Annotated in this window: 16 protein-coding genes; 9 read left to right on the forward strand and 7 right to left on the reverse strand. The window is 68.6% G+C overall.

The features are described 5' to 3' along the window. Nucleotides 1-14: 14 nt before the first annotated feature. A complete protein-coding gene (locus HV798_RS18900; protein WP_175193170.1) occupies nt 15-1,292 on the forward strand; it encodes a ribulose-bisphosphate carboxylase large subunit family protein in 1,278 nt (425 codons plus the stop codon). Beyond that, entirely contained in the window at nt 1,289-2,698 is a 1,410-nt protein-coding gene (locus HV798_RS18905) for a four-carbon acid sugar kinase family protein (protein ID WP_175216485.1), read from the forward strand. Before HV798_RS18900 ends, HV798_RS18905 begins: the two co-directional genes overlap by 4 nt. Here HV798_RS18905 and HV798_RS18910 read toward each other — a convergent pair. Both HV798_RS18910 and HV798_RS18915 read right to left on the reverse strand, forming a co-directional pair. After that, complete coding sequence (locus HV798_RS18910; protein ID WP_175193168.1) at nt 2,653-3,387, reverse strand: alpha/beta fold hydrolase; 735 nt, start codon at nt 3,385-3,387, stop codon at nt 2,653-2,655. The genes HV798_RS18905 and HV798_RS18910 overlap by 46 nt on opposite strands. A 16-nt stretch (nt 3,388-3,403) precedes the next feature. Further along, the gene (locus tag HV798_RS18915; protein ID WP_175193167.1) at nt 3,404-4,378 is read right to left on the reverse strand and encodes a Bug family tripartite tricarboxylate transporter substrate binding protein; all 975 of its coding nucleotides are present in this window, start codon (nt 4,376-4,378) and stop codon (nt 3,404-3,406) included. A gap of 508 nt (nt 4,379-4,886) precedes the next feature. Between HV798_RS18915 and HV798_RS18920 the strand changes: the two genes are divergently transcribed. The 5 genes from HV798_RS18920 to HV798_RS18940 all read left to right on the forward strand — a co-directional run bounded on the left by HV798_RS18920 (nt 4,887) and on the right by HV798_RS18940 (nt 11,669). Next, entirely contained in the window at nt 4,887-5,825 is a 939-nt protein-coding gene (locus HV798_RS18920; protein ID WP_025140619.1) for an ABC transporter permease, read from the forward strand. After that, nucleotides 5,822-6,727, forward strand: coding sequence for an ABC transporter permease (locus HV798_RS18925; RefSeq protein WP_246288936.1), 906 nt, complete (start codon nt 5,822-5,824; stop codon nt 6,725-6,727). The genes HV798_RS18920 and HV798_RS18925 overlap by 4 nt, the downstream gene beginning before the upstream one ends. 52 nt (nt 6,728-6,779) lie before the next feature. Further along, complete coding sequence (locus tag HV798_RS18930; RefSeq protein ID WP_175193166.1) at nt 6,780-8,357, forward strand: ABC transporter substrate-binding protein; 1,578 nt, start codon at nt 6,780-6,782, stop codon at nt 8,355-8,357. A 70-nt stretch (nt 8,358-8,427) separates the two neighbouring features. Continuing rightward, nucleotides 8,428-9,882: an amidohydrolase family protein gene (locus HV798_RS18935; RefSeq protein WP_175193165.1), complete on the forward strand. Its 1,455-nt coding sequence runs from the start codon at nt 8,428-8,430 to the stop codon at nt 9,880-9,882. 11 nt (nt 9,883-9,893) lie between these two features. Next, a complete protein-coding gene (locus HV798_RS18940; RefSeq protein WP_246288937.1) occupies nt 9,894-11,669 on the forward strand; it encodes an ABC transporter ATP-binding protein in 1,776 nt (591 codons plus the stop codon). 10 nt (nt 11,670-11,679) lie between these two features. Here the strand turns inward: HV798_RS18940 and HV798_RS18945 are convergent, their stop codons facing one another. Beyond that, a complete protein-coding gene (locus HV798_RS18945; protein WP_025140614.1) occupies nt 11,680-12,342 on the reverse strand; it encodes an aspartate/glutamate racemase family protein in 663 nt (220 codons plus the stop codon). A 76-nt stretch (nt 12,343-12,418) separates the two neighbouring features. Here HV798_RS18945 and HV798_RS18950 point away from each other — a divergent pair, with 76 nt between their 5' ends. After that, a complete protein-coding gene (locus HV798_RS18950) occupies nt 12,419-13,375 on the forward strand; it encodes a LysR family transcriptional regulator (protein WP_175193163.1) in 957 nt (318 codons plus the stop codon). 36 nt (nt 13,376-13,411) lie between these two features. Here the strand turns inward: HV798_RS18950 and HV798_RS18955 are convergent, their stop codons facing one another. Then, entirely contained in the window at nt 13,412-14,344 is a 933-nt protein-coding gene (locus HV798_RS18955) for an N-carbamoyl-D-amino-acid hydrolase (RefSeq protein ID WP_025140612.1), read from the reverse strand. 80 nt (nt 14,345-14,424) lie between these two features. Continuing rightward, nucleotides 14,425-15,891 carry a dihydropyrimidinase gene (gene hydA, locus HV798_RS18960; RefSeq protein WP_025140611.1) on the reverse strand — a complete coding sequence of 489 codons (1,467 nt, stop codon included), beginning with the start codon at nt 15,889-15,891 and terminating at the stop codon, nt 14,425-14,427. 326 nt (nt 15,892-16,217) lie between these two features. On the opposite strand from hydA, the gene HV798_RS18965 reads away from it, so the two are divergent. Next, on the forward strand, nt 16,218-17,915 hold the full coding sequence (locus tag HV798_RS18965; RefSeq protein ID WP_175193162.1) for a hypothetical protein: 1,698 nt from the start codon (nt 16,218-16,220) through the stop codon (nt 17,913-17,915). 18 nt (nt 17,916-17,933) lie between these two features. On the opposite strand, the gene HV798_RS18970 is transcribed toward HV798_RS18965, so the two are convergent. Both HV798_RS18970 and HV798_RS18975 read right to left on the reverse strand, forming a co-directional pair. Beyond that, nucleotides 17,934-19,067 (reverse strand): DKNYY domain-containing protein, encoded by a 1,134-nt coding sequence (locus tag HV798_RS18970; RefSeq protein WP_175193161.1) that lies wholly within the window; start codon nt 19,065-19,067, stop codon nt 17,934-17,936. Nucleotides 19,068-19,114: 47 nt separating this feature from the next. Next, entirely contained in the window at nt 19,115-19,594 is a 480-nt protein-coding gene (locus HV798_RS18975; RefSeq protein ID WP_175193160.1) for a hypothetical protein, read from the reverse strand. Between the last annotated feature and the right edge of the window lie 7 nt (nt 19,595-19,601).

Consider the following 19,601-nt stretch of genomic DNA (forward strand, 5'->3'; position numbering starts at 1 on the left):
CTTCGGCCCGCGCCATGAACACCCAATTGATCCGCGCCACCTACCTGATCGAAACCCCGCTGGACCCGGCCCGCGTGGCCGACGTCATGGCGGGCGAGCAATCCTGCGGCACCTTTACCCGCGTGCAAGGCGAAACCGACGAGCTGCGCGCGCGCGCCCGCGCCCAGGTGGAATCGGTCGAGGCGCTGGCGCCCGCCGCAGCGGCCAGCCTGCCCAATGCCTGGCTTGACCGCCAGGCGGACGCGCGGTCGGCGCCACTGCGCCGGGCGCGCGTGCGCATCGCCTTTCCAGTCGCCAACATCGGCCCCAACCTGCCGACCCTGGCCGCCACCGTCGGCGGCAATCTGTACGACCTGGGCGAGCTGACCGGGCTGCGGCTGGAGCAGCTGGAACTGCCGTCCGACTACCGCGCCCAGTTCGACATGCCGCTGGCGGGCATTGCCGGCACGCGCCAGTTGACCGGCGTAGCCCAAGGCCCGCTGGTCGGCACCATCATCAAGCCCAACGTCGGCCTGACGCCCGAGCAGACCGCGCACCTGGTTGCCCAGCTGTGCGCGGCCGGCGTGGACTTCATCAAGGACGACGAAGTGTGCGCCAACCCCACGCACGCCCCGCTGGCGCAGCGCGTGGCCGCCGTCATGGCCGTCGTGCGCGCGCACCGCGAGCGCACCGGGCGGCAGGTCATGGTTGCCTTCAACATCACCGACGAAACCGACGCCATGCGGCGCCATGCCGACCTGATCGCGCGCGAGGAAGGCACCTGCGTGATGGCCAGCCTGAACTGGTGCGGGTATTCGGCCATCCAGACCCTGCGCCGCAGCACGCCCCTGGCGCTGCACGGGCATCGCAACGGCTATGGCGCGCTGTCTCGCCACCCCTTGCTGGGCATCGGCTTCCAGGCCTACCAGACGCTCTGGCGCCTGGCCGGCGTGGACCACATGCATGTGCACGGTCTGCAGGGCAAGTTCTCGCAGACGGATGCCGAAGTGGTCGAGAGCGCGCGCGATTGCCTGGCACCGCTCACCCCCGGCATCGACGACGCCGTCATGCCGGCGTTCTCGTCGGGCCAATGGGCCGGCACGGTGCCGGCGACCTGGGCCGCGGTGCGCAGCGACGATCTGCTGTTCATGGCCGGCGGTGGCATCCTCGCGCATCCGGACGGGCCGGCGGCCGGCGTCCAGAGCATCCGCCAGGCCTGGCAGGCGGCGCGCGCCGGGCAGGACCTGGAGGCGGTGGCCGACAGCGCCCCCGAACTGCGGCGCGCGCTGGCGTTCTTCGGGTCCCGGCCATGACCGCGGCGCGCGCCGACACGCCCTCGCCCCAGGTCTGCTGGTACGGCGACGACTTCACCGGCGCGACCGACACGCTGGCGCACGTGGCGCTGGCCGGCTGGCGCAGCCTGCTTTTCCTGGGCGTGCCCACGGCCGCGCAACGGCTGCGCGCGGGGCCCTTGGACGCCCTGGGCATCGCCGGCGCGGCGCGCGCCATGGCGCCGGCCGACATGGTCGCCGCCTTGCGGCCGGCAGGGCAGTACCTGGCGGCTACCGGCGCGCGGGTGGTGCACTACAAGTGCTGCTCGACGTTCGACAGCGCGCCGCACGTCGGCAGCATCGGCGCGGCCGTCGGCGAACTGCGGCGCCATCTGTCCAATCCATTCATCCCGATCGTCGGCGGGCAACCCGGCATCGGCCGCTATTGCAGCTTCGCCAATCTGTATGCGCGCTCGGGCGCCGCGCCCGACGTCCACCGGATCGACCGCCACCCCGTCATGCGCGCGCACCCGGTCACGCCCATGCAGGAAGCCGATCTGCGCCTGCACCTGGGCGCCCAGGGCCTGCCCGATATCGCGTCGCTGCCGCATACCGCCTATCCGCGGCCGCGGCCAGGCGACGATCAGGGCGAGATCGATCGATGGATCAACAGCAAGCTGAATACGCTCGCCGGCCCCGTGCTGCTGGATGTGATCGACGACGACCAACTGCCTCTCATCGGCCGCCTGATCTGGCGTGCGGCCGCGCGCCAGCCGCTGCTGGCGGTAGGGCCCAGCAGCGTGCAGCAGGCGCTGACCGGCGCAGCCGGGCTGGACGCCGCGCTGACCCCGCCCGCGCTTGCGCCCGCGGCCGGCCCCGTGCTGGTGGTGGCCGGCAGCCTGTCGCCGGTCACCGCGCGGCAGTTGGCGAGCAGCCAGCTGTATGAGCGCCAGCCCTTGCAGGTGGCGCGTCTGCTGGACGACACCGCCTACGCCGCCGCCCGCGTGCAGGCGGCCGCCGCCGCGCTGGCCCAGGGCCGCCACGTGCTAGTGCATACCGACGCCCCCCAGGCGGCGCTGTCGCCCGAGCTGACCGCCGCCACGGCCCGCGCCACGGGCCAGCTGGTGCACGACATCGTCCGCGCCAGCGCTGCGGCCGGGCGGCGCCTGACGCGCCTGGGCATTGCCGGCGGCGACACCTCCAGCCACGCCGCCCTGGCCCTGAAACTGTGGGGCCTGAGCTTTCACAGCGTGCTCGCGCCCGGCGTCACGGTCAGCCTGGCCCATGCCGACGACCCGCTGGCCGACGGCTTGCAATTGATGCTCAAAGGCGGCCAGATGGGCGGCGATACGTTGCTGGACGACTTGATTCTGGGTACCCGGCCCCCGGGGGCCGAGCCGCCCTATGCCGGATGCCGTGCCAGAAACCCCTGGATCGCATCCAGATAGCGCTGCGGCTGGTCCTTCCAGTCTTCGACCAGCGTCGCGGCCGGCGCCAACTGCGCCAGTTCCAGCGAGACGGCGCGCGGGTGCAGCGCGTCGTTGCCGCCCAGGATGAGCAGCGGAATCGGATTGCGCCGCACGAAGTCGCGGCTGACGCTGAAGACGAAATCGCCGCCGAACAGGTTGTGCCGCAGGCCGTCCAGCGCCCTGTCGTCCACGCCAGAGTCGCGCGCCCGGACGGTGTCGGCCCATTGGTCGAACGATTCGCCGCGCTTGCCGTCCTGCCCGGCAATGCCGATGGGCTGCTGCAAGATGGCCGACACGACCCGCTGCGGCGCCAGTTCGCACAGCTTGAGCGCAAACGACGAGCCGATGCACGAGCCGATCACATGAAACCGCTGCACGCCCAGCGCATCCAGCAGGCCCAGGTGATCGAGCGCGTAGGTCGTCCAGCCGTCGCTGGCCCGCACCGGCGCGCGCGAGCGGCCGGCGTTGCGCTGGTCCGGGGCGATGACGCGGTACTGGCTGGCCAGCGCCGCCACGGGGTCCGGATACTCACGCGGCCGGCCGTCACGCGTTACGCGCCACAGTTCACGATGCGACAGCATGCCGCCTGGGGCCAGGGCCAGCACGGCGTCGCCCTGGCCCTGGATGTCGATGTGGAGTTCGGCATCGCCGATGTTCAGAATGGGCATGTCGGTCTCGTTCGTGTCATTGCAGCGCCACGCCGCTTTCGCGCAGCAGCGTCGGGAATTTGTCGGCGTCGCTGGCGATGCGGTCGGCGAAGGCCCGGGGCTGGTCGGCGATGGGTTCAAAGCCGATGGCCAGCAGGCGGGCCCGGAAATCGGGTTCGGTGACCGCCTCGCGCACGGCGCGCCAGACGTCGTTGACCACGTCGGACGATGTGCCGGCCGGCGCCAGCAGGCCGAACCAGCCGGTATCGCCGTCCATCCGCAGGCCGACCTGCGCCGCAGTCGGCACCTGCGGCACCGTGTCGCTGCGGTTGTCCTGCAGCACCGCCAGCGCGCGGACCTGGCCGTTGGCGATCAGGCTGGACACCGCCGGCAGCGCCACGATGGCGGCATCGATCTCGCCGCCCAGCAGCGCCACGACCGCCGGCCCCGCTCCCTTGTAGGGCACGTGCTGCACGGTGCCCGGCACCTGCTGCTGCAGGCGGGTCAGCGCGCGGTGGTTGCTGTTGCCGTAGCCCGGGGTGCCGATATTGACGACCTGCTGGCTGGCCGCCTGGCGCAGGCCGGCAATGTCGTGGATGGGCGAGTCCGCCCGCACCACGATCACCGGCGGCGTGGCCGCCACGATGCTGATGGGCGCAAAGCTCTTGATCGGGTCGTAATTGATGGTGCCCTGGAACAGGGTCTGGTTGGCCACCAGCATGTCGCCGGTCAGCAGCAGGGTGTAGCCGTCGGGCGCGGCCCGCGCCACCTGGTCGGCGGCGATATTGCCGCCGGCGCCGGCCCGGTTCTCGACGATGACCGGCACTTTCCACAGCGCCCCCAGGCGCTCGGCCAGGCCCCGCCCCAATACGTCCATCGCCCCGCCCGGCGCCAGCGGCAGCACCAGCCGTACCGGTTTGTCGGGATAGGCCGCCTGGGCGGACCCGGCCATGCCCAGCATCAGAACCACCACCAGGCGTTGCACCCGGGTCCAGAATCGAGAGAACTTCACCCCACACGCTCCACAGAACCGCGGGGCGCCGGCCTCGATCATCCATCGCGGTGTCGCGACGCCCCGCATGACACAGCAGACAGGCTACGGCGCCCCCCCGCGCAGGCCAACGAAGGTTTCCAACTATGGATATGCGCCGCCGCAGACCGCCGCGCCTGTCGATCCGCTGTCGGCTGGGCCGCCGCCAGGCCGTCCGCCGGCTATCAATCTTTAGGCAGGCGTCATAACACCCCGTTATTGCAGCCTCGGCCCCGGCGCGCAAAAAGGCTGAAATACTCTTTTCAATTCAATGACTTGAAAACCTCGGCAGCCCGTCCGCGCGCCCCGTCCCATAGTGGATTTCCCTGGGTCCCCGGCGCCGGACCGCGCTGGCATTCTTGCCCCACCCCAGCACCTGGACGCCACAGAGACGAGGTTGAGTCATGCCCAGACCAGTTCCCCCCTGCCCCGCACGGCGCGCCCCCTTCGGGCCGGCCGCCACCCTACGCATCACCGGCGCGGGCCACGCATGATCCGGCAGATTCTCAACCGTTTCACGATCTCGCTGCCCGTCCTGCTGGGCGTGGTGGTGGTGTGCTTCGTGCTGCTGCAAGTGGCGCCGGCCGACCCCGCCGCGGTGATCGCCGGCCCCACCGCCACGGCGGACGAACTGGCGCAGGTTCGCCAGGAACTGGGCCTGGACAAGTCCATCGTCCAGCAGCTGTCGCTGTATGTCTGGCGCCTGCTGCACCTGGACCTGGGCCGCTCGATGATCTCGAACGTGCCGGTCATCGATGAAATCGGCAGCACCATCGGCGCCACGGCCGAGCTGATGCTGGCCAGCGTGATCTGGTCGATTCCGCTGGCGATCCTGCTGGGCACGCTGGCCGCCTACCGCCGCGGCAAGCTGACCGACCGCTTCGTCATGACGCTGTCGGTGGTGGGCGTGTCGCTGCCGGTCTTCTGGGTCGGCCTGCTGCTGGTGCAGCACGTGGGCGGCGCGGGCCTGTTGCCGTACATCGGCCGCAACGGCCCGATCTGGACGCTGGCCGGGCTGCAATCGCTGGCGCTGCCCGCGCTGACGCTGGGTTCGGTGCTGATCGGGCCGGTCGCGCGCATCACCCGCACCGCCGTCATCGAAACGCTCAGCGGCGATTACGTGCGCACGGCGCGCGCCAAGGGCGCGGGCGAAGGCCGCGTGCTGCTGCGCCACGCCTTGCGCAATGCGCTGCTGCCCATCGTGACGCTGGTGGGCCTGCAGGTGGGCAACCTGCTGGGCGGCGCGGTGGTCACCGAACAGATCTATTCCTGGCCCGGCGTGGGCCGCATGGCCGTGGGCGCCATCTTCGCGGGCGATTTCCCGCTGGCCCAGGGCGCCATCCTGGTGACGGCGCTGGGCTTCATTCTCATCAACCTGATCGTGGATCTGCTCTACGGCTACCTGGATCCCCGAGGCAACAAATCATGAGCGCAGGCACCACTTCTTCATTGGGCGGGCTGCCGCCCCAGGCCATGGCCACGCCGCTGGCGCGCATTGCGTCGCGCCTGCGCCGCGACCCCATCCTGCTGCTGTCGCTGCTGGCGGTGATAGCCATCGTGCTGGTGGCGCTGCTGGCGCCCTGGCTGGCGCCGCACGACCCCTATTCCACCAACATGGCCATCGCCCGCAAGGCGCCGGGCTGGATCTCGGCCGACGGCATCCGCTACCTGCTGGGCACCGACGTGCAGGGCCGCGACATCCTGTCGCGCATCATCTACGGCATCCGCGCCACGCTGAGCCTGAGCGTGCTGGCGGTGATCGGCGGGTCGGGCCTGGGCGCCCTGCTGGGCATCCTGGCCGCCTACTACCGGCCACTGGAAGGCGTGATCATGCGCATCGTGGACGTGCTGCTGTCGTTCCCGGCGATCCTGTTCGGCCTGAGCCTGTCGGCGCTGATGGGCCCGGGCACCACCAGCATGGTGCTGGCGCTGGGCATCTCGGCCATTCCCGGCATGGCGCGCATCGCCCGCGGCTCGGCCATGGTGGTGATGAAGCAGGAATACATGGAAGCCGGCCACGCCATGGGCTTTGGCAACTTCTACCTGATCACGCGCTACCTGCTGCCCAATTGCTCGTCGATGCTGATGATCTACGCCACGCTGCAACTGGGCCACACCATCCTGCTGGGCTCGGTGCTGTCGTTCCTGGGGCTGGGTCCGCAGCCGCCCTTCGCCGAACTGGGCAGCATGGCCGCCGACGGCCGCAAGTTCCTGCAGATCTTTCCGCACATCTCGACCATTCCCACGATGACCATTTTCTTCATCGTGCTCGCCTTCAACCTGCTGGGCGACAGCCTGCGCGACGCGCTCGATCCCAAGCTGCGGTTCTGAACCGCGGCAAGACCGACCACACCACACACCAACACACAGGGGAAACCGCAACATGAAGATCACTCAGGGACTGGCCCTCGCGCCGCTGGCATTGGCCTGCCTTCTGTCCACGCCCGCCGCCGCGCTGGCGCAGGCCGACAAGACCGTACTGATCCTGCGCGAGCTGGACACCGACAAATACGACCCCCACCGCACCACCGCGCGCGGCGCGGCCGAGGTGCTGTTCATGGCGGCCGACACCATGGTCGGGCTGGACTACGACATGAAGACGCCGGTGCCGGCGCTGGCCAAGAGCTGGACCATTTCGCCGGACGGCCTGACCTACACCTTCAGCCTGCGCGACGACGTGACGTTCTGCAGCGGCCGCAAGATGACCGCCAAGGACGTGGTGGCCAGCTACGAGCGCTGGCTGAACCCCGAAACGAAGGGCCTGGAACGCTGGCGCGCCGGCCCGGTGGACAGCATCACCGCGCCCGACGACGTCACCGTGGTCTACAAGCTGAAAAAGCCCTACAACGAGCTCTTGCAGCAGATGGCGCACTACATGCACTCGGTCATCAACATCGACCAGGTCAAGGCGCTGGGGCAGGACTACGGCGTGAAGGCCTTCGACGGCACCGGCCCGTACTGCTTCCAGAGCTGGTCGCCGCGCAACGAAGTGGTGCTGACCCGCCACGCCGGCTACAAGTGGGGCCCGTCCATCTACAAGGACCCCACGCCCAAGGTCGACAAGATCATCTGGAAGATCGTGCCCGAAGAAAGCACGCGCCTGACCGCCCTGCAAAGCGGCCAGGCCGACCTGTCGCGCTACCTGCCGCAGTGGGCCATCAAGGACCTGAAGGCCGACAAGCGCCTGTTCGTCAGCAAGGCCGACCCGTTCTACTGGACGTTCTTCCTGGGCTTCAAGATCGACAAACCGGTGCTGGCCGACGTGAACGTGCGCCGCGCCCTGAACCTGGCCATCAACCGCCGCGCGCTGACCGAGGCCATCACCTTCGGCGAAGCCGTGCCGGCCACCAGCATGCTGGCCACCGCCACGCCCGCCGGCTCGAACGACGCCTACCGCTACGACCCCGCCGCCGCCAACAAGCTGCTGGACGAGGCCGGCTGGAAGATGCATTCCGACGGCTACCGCTACAAAGATGGCCAGAAACTGTCGATCCTGCACTACGGCATCACCGGCTACTGGAAAGACATCATGGAAGCCGTGCAAGGCGACATGAAAAAGGTGGGCGCCGACCTGCGCGTGCAGCTGTTCGATTCGACCTCGGCCTGGGGCAAGCTGGCCACGCAGGAATTCGATGAATTCAGCATGAGCTTTGGCTACATGAGCACCGGCGAAGCGCTGAACAGCTACTTCCTGTCCAACAGCATCCCCACCCCCAACCGCATGAACTGGAAGGATGCCGACACCGACCGCTGGCTGGCCGAAGGCAGCGAGGCGCTGGACGCCAAGACGGGCGACGCGATCCTGTCCAAGGCGCTGACCAAGATCTCCGACGGCGTGGCGTGGATTCCGCTTTACCACGACTCGTTGTACCTGGTGGGCGGGCCGCGCCTCAAGCCCATGCGCGCGCACGGCATCTTCGGCGCCGCCGCCTACAAGGGCCTGGACATCGAGTTCAAGTAAGCCGCATCCGGTGGCGCGGCACGAGCCGCGCCGCCGCTTTTTCATGAATCCGCAGCACAGAGAGCCAGTCGTGAGCGACACCAATCAAGCCAGCATCACCCATTTCAAGCAGCTTTCCACCCTGGTGGCCTGGGACGAGGCGCTGGGTTCGCACGTCTACATCGAAAACGCCGACCTGGTGATGCGCGGCAACACCGTCATCCACGCCGGCTCCGGCTACGCCGGCCCGGCCGACCGCGTCGTGCCAGGCGCCGGCCTGATGGCAATGCCGGGCCTGGTGAACGTGCACAGCCACCCCTCGTCCGAACCGGGTAACCGCGGCCTGCTCGAAGAGCTGGGCAGCGACAAGCTGGGCCAGAGCTCGCTGTACGAATACATGCCGGTGTTCCGCATGGGCATCGAAACCGCGCAGTACGCCAACCAGGTGGCCATGGCCGAAATGCTGCTCAGCGGCGTCACCACCTTCGTCGACATGTCGTTGCCGCGCCCCGGCTGGGCCGACGTGGTGGCAGCCGCCGGCATCCGCGGGGTGCTGGGGCCCATGTTCCGCTCGGCCGCCTGGCGCACCACCGACGGCCATTCGGTGGAATACACCTGGGACGAAGCCGCCGCGCTCAAGTCCTTCGAAGCGGCGCTAGCGGTGGCCGACAGCGCCATCAACCATCCCAGCGGCCGCCTGGGCGCCATGCTGTGTCCGTCGCAGGTCGATACCTGCTCGCCCGAACTGCTGAAAGAAGCGCAGGCGGCGGCCCGCCGCCTGGCCATCCCGATGCAGATCCACGCTGCGCAAAGCGTGGTCGAGTTCGGCGAAATGACGCGCCGCCACGGCCGCACGCCCATCGAATGGCTCGACGACCAGGGCCTGCTCGATGACGACCTGATCATCGGCCACGGCATTTTCCTCAACGACCACCGCGCGCTGTACTGGCCGCACGCGGACGACTTCGGCCTGCTGCAACGCTCGGGCGCGCACGTGGCGCACTGCCCCACGGTGTTCGTGCGGCGCGGCATTGCGCTCAGCTACCTGGGCCGCTACCTGCGCGCCGGCATCAACGTCGGCATCGGCACCGACACCTTCCCGCACAACATGCTGGATGAAATGCGGCTGGCCTGCTATGTGGCCCGTTTGCAGGCGGGCCACTTCCGCGCGGCGTCCACCGAAGAAGTCTTCAACGCCGCCACGGTCAACGGCGCGCGCATGCTGGGCCGCGACGACATCGGCCGCATCGCCGTGGGCGGCAAGGCCGACTTTTCGCTGGTCGACCTGTCGCACCCCTACATGCGCCCCGGCCGCGAGCCGCTGCGCAGCCTGATCTATTCGGCGGGCGACCGGGCCATCCGCGACGTCTACGTGGACGGCGCCCAGGTGGTCAAGGACGGCCAGCTGCTGACCATCGACATCGAACGCGCCATGCAGGAAGTCGAACGCGCCCAGGCGCAGACGATTGCCACCGTCGCGCAGCGCGACTATGCCGGCCGCGACATCGACGCCATGTCGCCGCGCGTGTTTCCCAGCCGAGCATGACGGAGAGCCCCATGACGGAGAGCCCCAAGACCGAGACCTTGCTGGCGGTGCAGGACCTGTGCGTGGAATTCGGCGCGCGCGCCCAGCCGTACCGGGCGGTGAAGTCGCTGGACTTCACCATCGGCCGCGGTGAAACGGTGGCCCTGGTGGGCGAGTCCGGCTCGGGCAAGTCGGTGACGGCCCTGTCCATCCTGCGCCTGATCGAGCGCGCTGGCGGCCGCATCGCCCGGGGCAGCGCCCGCTTCGTGCCGCGCGACGGCCGCGAAGTGGACCTTTTCGCCCTGGAGGAAGCCGCCCTGCGCCGCATCCGCGGCAACGAAATCTCCATGATCTTCCAGGAGCCCATGACCTCGCTGAACCCGGTCATGACGGTGGGCGATCAATTGGCGGAAGTCTATCTGCTGCACCAGGACATCTCGCGGGCCGAGGCCTGGCAGCGCGCCCAGGCCATGCTGACCGCCGTGAAGATGTCGGAACCCGAACGCCGCATGACGCAATACCCGGGCGACCTGTCCGGCGGCATGCGCCAGCGCGTGATGATCGCCATGGCGCTGGCCTGCCGGCCGCAGCTCTTGATTGCCGACGAACCGACCACCGCGCTGGACGTCACGGTGCAGGCCGAGATCATCGACCTGATCCGCGAATTGCAGCGCGAGGTCGGCATGGCCGTGCTGTTCATCACGCACGACATGGGCGTGGTGGCCGAAATCGCGGACCGCGTGGTGGTCATGCGCCATGGCGACAAGGTCGAGGAAAGCGCCACCGCCACGCTGTTCGACGCGCCCACCCAGCCCTACACCCGCGACCTGCTGGCCGCCGTGCCGCGGCTGGGCGACGGGTCCCCCGACGAGGCTGCGGTGCGCGAGCGCCCGCCCGTGCTGCAAGTGGCCGGCCTGGCCAAGCGCTTTCCGGTCAAGGCCGGCGCCTTCGGCAAGGTGGTGGCCAATGTACATGCGGTCGAAGGCGTGTCGTTCGACCTGCGCGCCGGGGAGACCCTGGCGCTGGTGGGCGAGTCCGGCTCGGGCAAGTCCACCACCGGGCGCCTGTTGATGAAGCTGGTGCAGCCCACCGAAGGCTCGATCCGCCTGGATGGCCAGGACGTCACGCATATGTCCCCCGACCAGATGCGGGCCATGCGGCGCCACATCCAGATGATCTTCCAGGACCCGTACGCGTCACTGAACCCGCGCCTGCATGCCTGGGACCTGGTCAGCGAACCGCTCAAGGTGCATGGCGGCCATACCCGCGAACAACGGCGCGAACGCGCCGCCCAGCTGCTGGAACGCGTCAGCCTGCCGCGCGAGTTCCTGGACCGCTATGCGCATCAGTTCTCGGGCGGCCAGCGCCAGCGGCTGTGCATCGCCCGCGCGCTGAGCGTGAACCCCAAGATCATCGTGGCCGACGAACCGGTGTCGGCGCTGGACGTGTCGGTGCAGGCGCGCGTCATCGAGCTGATGAAGGAACTGCAGGCCGAAATGGGCCTGTCGTACCTGTTCATCTCGCACGACATCGCGGTGGTGGAAAAGGTCAGCCACCGCGTGGCCGTCATGTACATGGGCCAGATCGTCGAGATCGGCCCCACCCAGGAAGTGCTGCACCGGCCGCGCCATCCGTATACCCAGCGCCTGCTATCGGCGGTGCCGGTGCCCGATCCGGCACGGCGCCACCAGCGCAGCGTGCGCGCGGCGCGCGACATTCCCAGCCCGATCCGCAAGGTGGGCGACAACCCGGTCGTGACGCAGTTGGTGCAGGTGGCCGCCGGCCACTACGTGCAGCAGGCGGCATAGGGGCGGCGAATCAGGCGCGGCCGGCCACCCGGCCGACCGCCATCGCCACCGCCGCCTGAGTCGGCTCCACTACCGGCAGGCCGCAAGCGTCTTCCAGCCGGGCGCGCAGGTCCGCCATGCCGGCGCAGCCCATGATCAGCACGTCGGCGCCGTGGCCATCGCGCAGCGTCTTGCCGACCGCCGCCATACGCTGGAACGCCAGGTCGGCGTCGGCCAGCTGGCTCACCTGCATGTCCAGCGCCAGTTCCCCGCAGATGCGATCGGCCACGCCCATGGCGCGGAAATAGCGCAGGTGACGCGGCACCGCAGCGCTGGCGATGGCGATCACGCCGACGCGGGTGCCGATGCTCATGGCTGTCAGCACCGAACACTCGCCGATGCCCAGCACGGGCACCGGCACCAGGTCGCGCAAGCCGTGCAAGCCCGGGTCGCTGAAGCAGGCCACGATGAAGGCATCGGTGGCGGCGGCTTCCTGCCGCACCAGGCGCGCCATGGGCGCGATGCTGGCGTCGGCTTCGGCCTGGGTCTGGATGCCGGCCGGGCCATCCGTGGACGTCAGGCAGCGGAAATCCAGCGGCAGATGGCCGAATGGCAGGACGGCGCGGCCAATGGCCTCGGTGACCTTGACCAGGGAGTTCGGGTTTACCAGGGTGATGCGAGCATTCGTCGCCATTGAGTAGAATCCTTGCAATTAGAGGCGAGCCGGATGAATTCCGAGTAGCGCCCAGGTCAAGAGGAAATCACGCAGCATGTCTCAATTACCCGGAAAGGTCCGGTCTGCGCCGTTGAATTTGCGCCAGATCGAGGTTTTCCACGCCATCATGATCACGGGCTCGCTGAGCGCGGCCGGCCGGCTGTTGCATGTGACGCAACCGGCCATCAGCCGCGTGCTGGCCTCGATCGAACTGCGGCTGGGCTACGCGCTGTTCGAGCGCTTCAAGGGCCGCCTGCACCCCACCAAGGAAGCGCGCAAGCTGTTCCAGGAAGTCGAATCCATTCAGGCCGGCGTCAACCGCCTGAACGACATGGCCGCCGGCCTGGCCGGCCACGGCGGCGGCCTGGTCAGCGTGGTGTCCAGCCCCAGCTTCGGCGAATGGCTGATTCCCGCGGCCACGGCGAAGTTCTGCGCCCGCAACCCCGGCGTGCGCATCCGCTACCGGCCGCTGGGCATGGATGCCCTGCTGCCGCAGCTGCTGCTGGGCTATGCCGACATCGCCATTTCGATCTTCAAGCCCGAACACCCCAACCTGATCACCACCGAACTGGCGCACGGCGAAATCGTCTGCGTCCTGCCGGCGGGGCATCGGCTGGCCCGCGAAAGCGTGATTGCCCCGGCGATGCTGGCCGGTGAAATGCTGGTGGGCTACAGCCGCGACACGCCGTTGGGCGAAACCCTGTTCGAGCACCTGGACCCGCAGGGCCATATCCTGACGCCGGCGATCGAAGTGCGCTCGTCGCAGACGGCCTGCTCGTTCGTGCGCCAGGGCGTGGGCATCGCCCTGGTGGATTCCTACGGCCTGACCGACGCCCTGATGCATGGCCTGGTGGTGCGCCGCATCGAACCGGCCATACCGCTGTTCGTGCACGTGTCGCATTCCCGCATCGAACCGCCGCCCTCGATTGCCAAGGCCTTCCTGACGCAGTTTTCGCAGATCGTCAAAAAAGAACTGCCTGCGATGACGCAGGCCATTCTTCAGCGGGCCTAGGGCGTAGGGTGACACGGCACGAAGCCTGGCGCCGGCCTAGCTGATTTCCGCCACGGGCAGCGGGTCGCCGGCGCCCGTGCGTTCGACGATCAGCTTGTAGTGCTGCGGGCTGCGATGCTTGGCAAAGTTGAAGACGTGGTCGCGGAACGTCTGGCCCATGGCCAGGTCGATGCGCGCGGTGATCACTTCGTCTTCCTCGCCGCTGGAACGCGCCACGATCTCGCCCGACGGCGCCACGATCATCGAGCTGCCGATCATGTGGTGGCCGTCTTCAAAGCCGCACTTGGCGGCGGCAGCTACCCACACCGCATTCTGGTAGGCGCTGGCCTGCAGCACGATTTCGTGCGTGGTGGTGCGCAGGTGCGCGGGCTCGTTCCAGTGGATGTTCAGCGACGGCGTGTTGTAGCCCAGCACGATCAGCTCGGCGCTTTGCAGCGACATCACGCGGTAGGTTTCCGGCCAGCGGCGGTCATTGCACAGGCACATGCCGATCTTGACGTCGTTGGTGTCCCACACGCCAAAACCCAGGTCGCCGACTTCGAAGAACTTCTTTTCCAGATGCTGGAACGGCGCATCCGGCTTGTGGTCGGAATGGCCCGGCAGGTGGATCTTGCGGTACTTGCCGATGATCTTGGCCTGGCGGTCCACCAGGATGGCGGTATTGAACTGGCGGCCTTCCGGCGTCAGTTCGGCATAGCCCAGGTAAAAGCCGATGCCCAGTTCGCGCGCCGTGTCGAACAGCGGCTGCACGTCGGCGTTGGGCATGGTCTTTTCGAAATAGCGCTCGACCGCCTCGGCGTCTTCCATCCAGTAGCGCGGAAAGAAGGTCGTCAACGCCAGTTCGGGAAAGACCACGAACTCGGCCTTGCGGGCGGCGGCCTCGCGCATCATGTCGACCAGGCGGCGCACGACGACCGCACGGGTGTCCGCCAGATTGACGGCGCCCATCTGGGCGACCGCAAGGTCCATTTTTCGCGGGGGTTGGGTGTTGCTCACGATATCAGTCTCCGGGGGGGTATCGCTGGGGTTCGAGGGCCGTGCGCCGTCCTTCAGGACGTGATCTCGGCCGGGAAAATCTTGCGCAGCAGCGCGGCGCGCGGGCTGATCTCGCGCGCTTTCTGCAGCGGCGCGGGCAGGCCGCGGGCAATGAAGTTGCCACGGCCGCGCGCGGCCTGCAGCACGCCGTCGTCCACGATCACCTCGCCGCGGCTGATGACGGTGGTGGGCCAGCCGGTGACCTGGCGGCCTTCGTAGGGGGTGTAGCCCACGGCGTCATGCAGGTCGTCGGCGCGCAGGGTCACCGTCTTTTCCGGGTCCCAGATCGCGATGTCGGCGTCGGCGCCCACCGCCAGCGTGCCCTTCCTGGGGTACAGGCCATACATGCGGGCATGGTTGGTCGAGGTCAGCGCCACGAACTGCTGCAGCGTCAGGCGGCCGCTGCGCACGCCTTCGGAAAACAGCAGCGGCATGCGCACTTCCAGGCCCGGCAGGCCGTTGGCGATCTGCTTGAACGTGGTGGCGTCGCCGGCCGGCAGCTTGCCCGATTCGTCGTAGCGGTACGGCGCGTGATCGGACGACAACAGAGCCAGCGTGCCGCTGTCCAGGCTTTGCCACAACGCATGTTGCGACACCGGGTCGCGCGGCGGCGGGCTGCAGCAGAACTTGGCGCCTTCGACGCCGGGGATGTCGATGTCCTCGGCGGTCAGCAGCAGATAGTGCGGGCAGGTCTCGCCGTACACCGGCGCGCCCAGCGTCTGGGCGGCATGGATCGCCTGCGCGCCGCCCTGGGTCGACACGTGCACGATCAGCACCGGCACTTCCAGCACCGCGGCCAGGCTGATGGCGCGCTGCGTGGCTTCGCTTTCGGCGATCGGGTCATGGCTGACGGCGTGGTACTTGGGCGCGGTGTGGCCGGCCGCCAGCAAGTGGCGCGCGATCCAGCTGATCACGTCGTTGTTCTCGGCATGCACCATCGGCAGCGCGCCTTCGCGTGCGGCAATGGCGAACACGTCCAGCAATTGGCGATCGTCCAGCTTGAGCTTGTCGTAGGTCATGAAGACCTTGAACGACGTGATGCCCGCGCGGATCAGCTCGGGCAGGTCGCGGTTCAGGGTCTCGGGCGTGGGGTCCGAAATGATCAGGTGGTAGCTGTAGTCGATCACCGACTTCTCGGCGGCCGACGCGGCATAGGCATCGGCAACCTGGCGCAGCGACTGGCCGCGATGCTGCGCGGCGAACGGCACGATGGTGGTGTTGCCGCCATGCGCCGCGGACACGGACGCGGTGTACCAGTCGTCGGCGCACAGCACGCCCATGCTGGACAGCTGTTCCACGTGGCAATGGCTGTCGATGCCGCCCGGCATGACCAGCCGGCCGGTCGCATCGATGGCGCGCCGGCCCGGCGGTAGCGTCGCCGCGATGGCGGCAATGGCGCCATCGACGATACCGATGTCGCCGACAAAGTCGGCCTCGGCCGTGACGATGCGGCCGTTGTGCAGGGTCAGATCGAAGGTCATCAGAAGTTCCAACGCATGGGCAGGCGCACTACGGCGCGCCTGGCGGAAGACCCCATCATGCATGCGTCGGCGCAAATCCGAAATGGCTCCAAAGCCCTCGCGCCACGTTACTCACGGCTCTTTCGAATACGCCTTAACACATTGATTTCACTGACTATTCCCTATCATCAAGACGCCCCTCCCTGGTATCACGCATAACGCTGGATCATGGAGGCTATGCAAAGTTTTATATCGGGTTTCCCCGTGACGCGCGGGGCCCGCCGGACGCTCTGGCTCGAATCAATACAATAGGCATCCCTGATCGGAACCCGCCAGGACCGCACACCGTGACCCGCCTTTGCCCCACGCTTGCCCGTCTGCTCCTGACCGCCAGCCTGGGCCTGGCCCTGCCCGCCCATGCAGTGCCTGCCACGCCCGTGGTCACCGAGGCGCGCCAGACCCGCATAGCGCAGGTTGCCGACGCCCCCACCCGCCAGGCGCTGACCGAAATGCTGTTCATCCTGCACCAGCAATGGCGCAGCGAAGACATGCTGCGCCAGCCGCCGGCACAGACCTTGCATGCAGGGTCGCCCTTTCAGGCGGTCAACGACTACCCCGACACCGGCCGCATGGCCGACGTGTTCGCGGCCGGCGTGGTCGGCGCGCTGGACGAACGCGGCGACATCGGCGTGGTGGAACCCTTTGCCCTGCCCTATCCGCACACCTACACCTGGCGCAAGGTCCGCTTCCTGGATGGCGGCGACATCGCCCTGGACGCCCCCGCACGCAGCGGCGTGACCATCTCGGTCGGCCAGCAAGGCCAGGCGCTGACGCTGTCGCAGCCGGCCGGCGCGCTGCGCACGCCCGAATCGCTGGACGGCGAACTCACCATCGCGCTGCCCAAGTCCACGCCGCACGCCGATTTCACGCCCGCCGACCTCGGCAAGCCGCGCACGCTGGGCGACTTCGCCTTCACGCTGCGGTCCATCGACGGCCACCGCGTCGAGATCGGCGTCACCCAGGCCGACGGCGTCAGCCCGCAGGGCTTCAACAGCAATGCGGTGCTGATCGAGGCGCTGGATGCGGGCGGGCAGCCCTTGTTCAATCACGTGCGCCTGTGGGGCAGCGCCACGCCGCTCGATGCCCGCGTGCAGGCATTCGACCACCTGAGCGCGCAGGCCGCCGCCGGCACGCTCACCGTGCCCGACACCGCCACGCTATTGGACCGGGCGGGTTTCCGTGAAACCGGCGGCCAGTTGCGGGCGCGCTACGCCTTCCAGGGCCAGGTGGCCCGGGTGCGCGTCACGCTGATGGTGCCAGGCGGGGCCACCTTGACGCGGCCGCTGGCGACGTCGGTGCTGCCGCTGGGCCATACCCTGCGCAACATGGACCTGACGCCGTTGGCGCTGGCCGGCTCCGTCTACGACCACGTGGCCCCCGACCGCCCGCAGGAACTGTCGCGCCAGGACGTTGCCGCCCGCCTCACCACCGCGCGTATCGAACGCGAAGGCCAACCCGTCATCCGCTTCGGCTATCCCGACGTACTGAGCGACCGCTTCATTGCCCCGGCCACGCGCTTCGGGCTGGACCGCGCGGTATCCGTCACCTTCCTGGACTCGCGGGGCAAGCCGATCAACGTGCGCGAAGGCCAGGCCTATGATCGGGTGGAAGACGGCATCCGTTTCGACCCACGGCAATTTCCCGTGGCGCCCGTGCGCGCCAAGGGCCGGCTGTCCGTCACCCGCATGATCTCGTTCGAACGCCATGCGCTACCCGTGGACGGTTCCGTGGCAGGCGTCACCGTCCGCGACAACCTGGTGCTGCTGGACCCGGCCAGGCTGCCCTACGTGCAGTCGCCCATGGTGCTGACCGCGGCCGATGCCACCGGCCGCGCGCTGCGCCAGACCGGCGCCATGGCCCTGGACAATACCGGCGGCCCGCCCGTCATGGCGGTTTTCTTCCAGGGGACAGTCGCGCGGCTGGACGCCACCCTGCCCGGCCCGGTCGAGACGGTGCCCGTGGATTTCGATGTCCCGCTACGCTGACAGCCCTTGTCCGCGCCTTCAGCCGCCCCGCGCCAGGCGGTGCCACCACCAGTCGTGCAGGTCAGGGCTGGCTTCGAAGTAGGCCCGCCAGTCTTCGACGCATTGCGCCGGGGCCAGCGCGACGCCGCGGGCATAAGGCCGGTGACGGTCACTGGCGGCGCGCTGGCCTGAGCGGCCCTGCACGCCGGGTTCGCCCGGGCCTGGCACGACGAAGGTCGCGGCATCCGCGCCGTCCAACACCTGCTTGGCTTCCAGATACCAGACGGTCGCGCCGTCGGTGGCATAACCATGCCCCAGGTCGCGAAAGGCCTCGGGCCGCGCGCCCTTCAGGCGGGCGCCGTAGAAGTACACCGCCTCGCGGTCGCGGGCGATGACGCTGACGTCGAACAAGGGTTCGCGCGCAACGTCGCGGTAATTCAGCCGCAGCTCGGGCACGACCTCGAACGCCTCGGCGCTTTTCGTACGGATCGTCTTGCCCGTGATGTAGTAGGCCCGCGTCGCATCGCGTGCGTAGCGCAGGTTCAGCGCCTGGAAGCTGGCGCGGTCGGCGCCGTCCACCACGTACCAGTACGGGGTCGGGCGCGAGCCGAATTCCCCCTGGCCATAGAGGTGATTCCTGTCGCGCAGCCAGCGCCCGCCCACTGGCTCGAAGCTGGGCGCATCGACGGCCAGCGCCTGGCCCTGGCGATCGGTCAGCGCGCGGCCATTGAAATACACAGTCATGCCATCGTGGATATAGCCGCAAAGCGAGGCTTCCGGGTGCGCCGCGATCCAGGTGGCAGGCCAGCCACAATCGGCGAACGGACCGATATAGGGGTTGCGCCGCACCGCCTCGCGGATGTGCCAGGTGCCACGCAATACCGCCGCGTCTTCCGGCGGCACCTTCCAGCGCGGCGGCAGCACCCGGCGGTAGATCTCGCTGTCGTCCAGGCCTTTGAAATACGCGCGCCGGGCGCTGTCATCCCCGGCATACGGAAACCACTTGTAGATGCCGTGCAGGCGGTCCCATTGCGGTTCGGTCAGGCCGATGCGCGCCAGCACTTCTTGCCGCGTCCGCCCGGCCGCCAGGAACAGATTGGCGGCCTCGAACGTGTCGTAGGCAATGATGGGCGCGTCCGGGCTGCCCGGGAAAGCGTCTGCGTGTTCAGTCATGGCAAGGTCGGGTCGGCGCAACCATGGGGGCTGTATGCAATGCGGCGTCAGTCGCCCAGCGACGGCCGCAGCGTTTCGGTAATGGTATCGATATTGGCGGGCGTGACCTGCCACCGATGCGGATCGTCGTATTCAAAATCGGCGTTGGCGCGGCGGGTGTCGCGGTTGAACTGGAACAGCATCTTGATGAAGCCCTTGTCCGCCTGCGGCCGCAGCCACTCGCGGTAGCGCTGCACTTCGCGCTCGATGGGGTCTTCCAGAAAGGCCACGGCGTGGGGCTGGCCCGCGCGGTCGTAGGCGTAGCCATAGCTTTCGTTCACGTCGCCGTCGCCGTCCACGCCGAATACCGCGGTCACTTCCACCCAATCGATGCCGGCCAGCTCGTCGCTGTGGGCGATCTCGCGCGCAATCGCCTGCATCAACACCGTGTTCTGCGTGACCGCCTGCGCGGCCCCGCCGCCCGACAGGCCGATGACGGTCAACATGCCGCCCAGCCATCCCGCAAGCATCCTGCTGCTGTACTTCATGGGGCCT

Source organism: Achromobacter deleyi, assembly GCF_902859705.1.
Lineage (GTDB): Bacteria > Pseudomonadota > Gammaproteobacteria > Burkholderiales > Burkholderiaceae_B > Achromobacter > Achromobacter deleyi.

What these genes read in the sequence shown, in the direction of transcription:
- HV798_RS18950 (WP_175193163.1), top strand. Translation starts at nt 12,419, where the DNA reads ATGTCTCAATTACCCGGAAAGGTCCGGTCTGCGCCGTTGAATTTGCGC.
- HV798_RS18900 (WP_175193170.1), top strand. Translation starts at nt 15, where the DNA reads ATGAACACCCAATTGATCCGCGCCACCTACCTGATCGAAACCCCGCTG.
- HV798_RS18975 (WP_175193160.1), bottom strand. Translation starts at nt 19,594, where the DNA reads ATGAAGTACAGCAGCAGGATGCTTGCGGGATGGCTGGGCGGCATGTTG.
- hydA (WP_025140611.1), bottom strand. Translation starts at nt 15,891, where the DNA reads ATGACCTTCGATCTGACCCTGCACAACGGCCGCATCGTCACGGCCGAG.
- HV798_RS18905 (WP_175216485.1), top strand. Translation starts at nt 1,289, where the DNA reads ATGACCGCGGCGCGCGCCGACACGCCCTCGCCCCAGGTCTGCTGGTAC.
- HV798_RS18940 (WP_246288937.1), top strand. Translation starts at nt 9,894, where the DNA reads ATGACGGAGAGCCCCAAGACCGAGACCTTGCTGGCGGTGCAGGACCTG.
- HV798_RS18930 (WP_175193166.1), top strand. Translation starts at nt 6,780, where the DNA reads ATGAAGATCACTCAGGGACTGGCCCTCGCGCCGCTGGCATTGGCCTGC.
- HV798_RS18945 (WP_025140614.1), bottom strand. Translation starts at nt 12,342, where the DNA reads ATGGCGACGAATGCTCGCATCACCCTGGTAAACCCGAACTCCCTGGTC.
- HV798_RS18955 (WP_025140612.1), bottom strand. Translation starts at nt 14,344, where the DNA reads ATGGACCTTGCGGTCGCCCAGATGGGCGCCGTCAATCTGGCGGACACC.
- HV798_RS18925 (WP_246288936.1), top strand. Translation starts at nt 5,822, where the DNA reads ATGAGCGCAGGCACCACTTCTTCATTGGGCGGGCTGCCGCCCCAGGCC.
- HV798_RS18920 (WP_025140619.1), top strand. Translation starts at nt 4,887, where the DNA reads ATGATCCGGCAGATTCTCAACCGTTTCACGATCTCGCTGCCCGTCCTG.
- HV798_RS18970 (WP_175193161.1), bottom strand. Translation starts at nt 19,067, where the DNA reads ATGACTGAACACGCAGACGCTTTCCCGGGCAGCCCGGACGCGCCCATC.
- HV798_RS18910 (WP_175193168.1), bottom strand. Translation starts at nt 3,387, where the DNA reads ATGCCCATTCTGAACATCGGCGATGCCGAACTCCACATCGACATCCAG.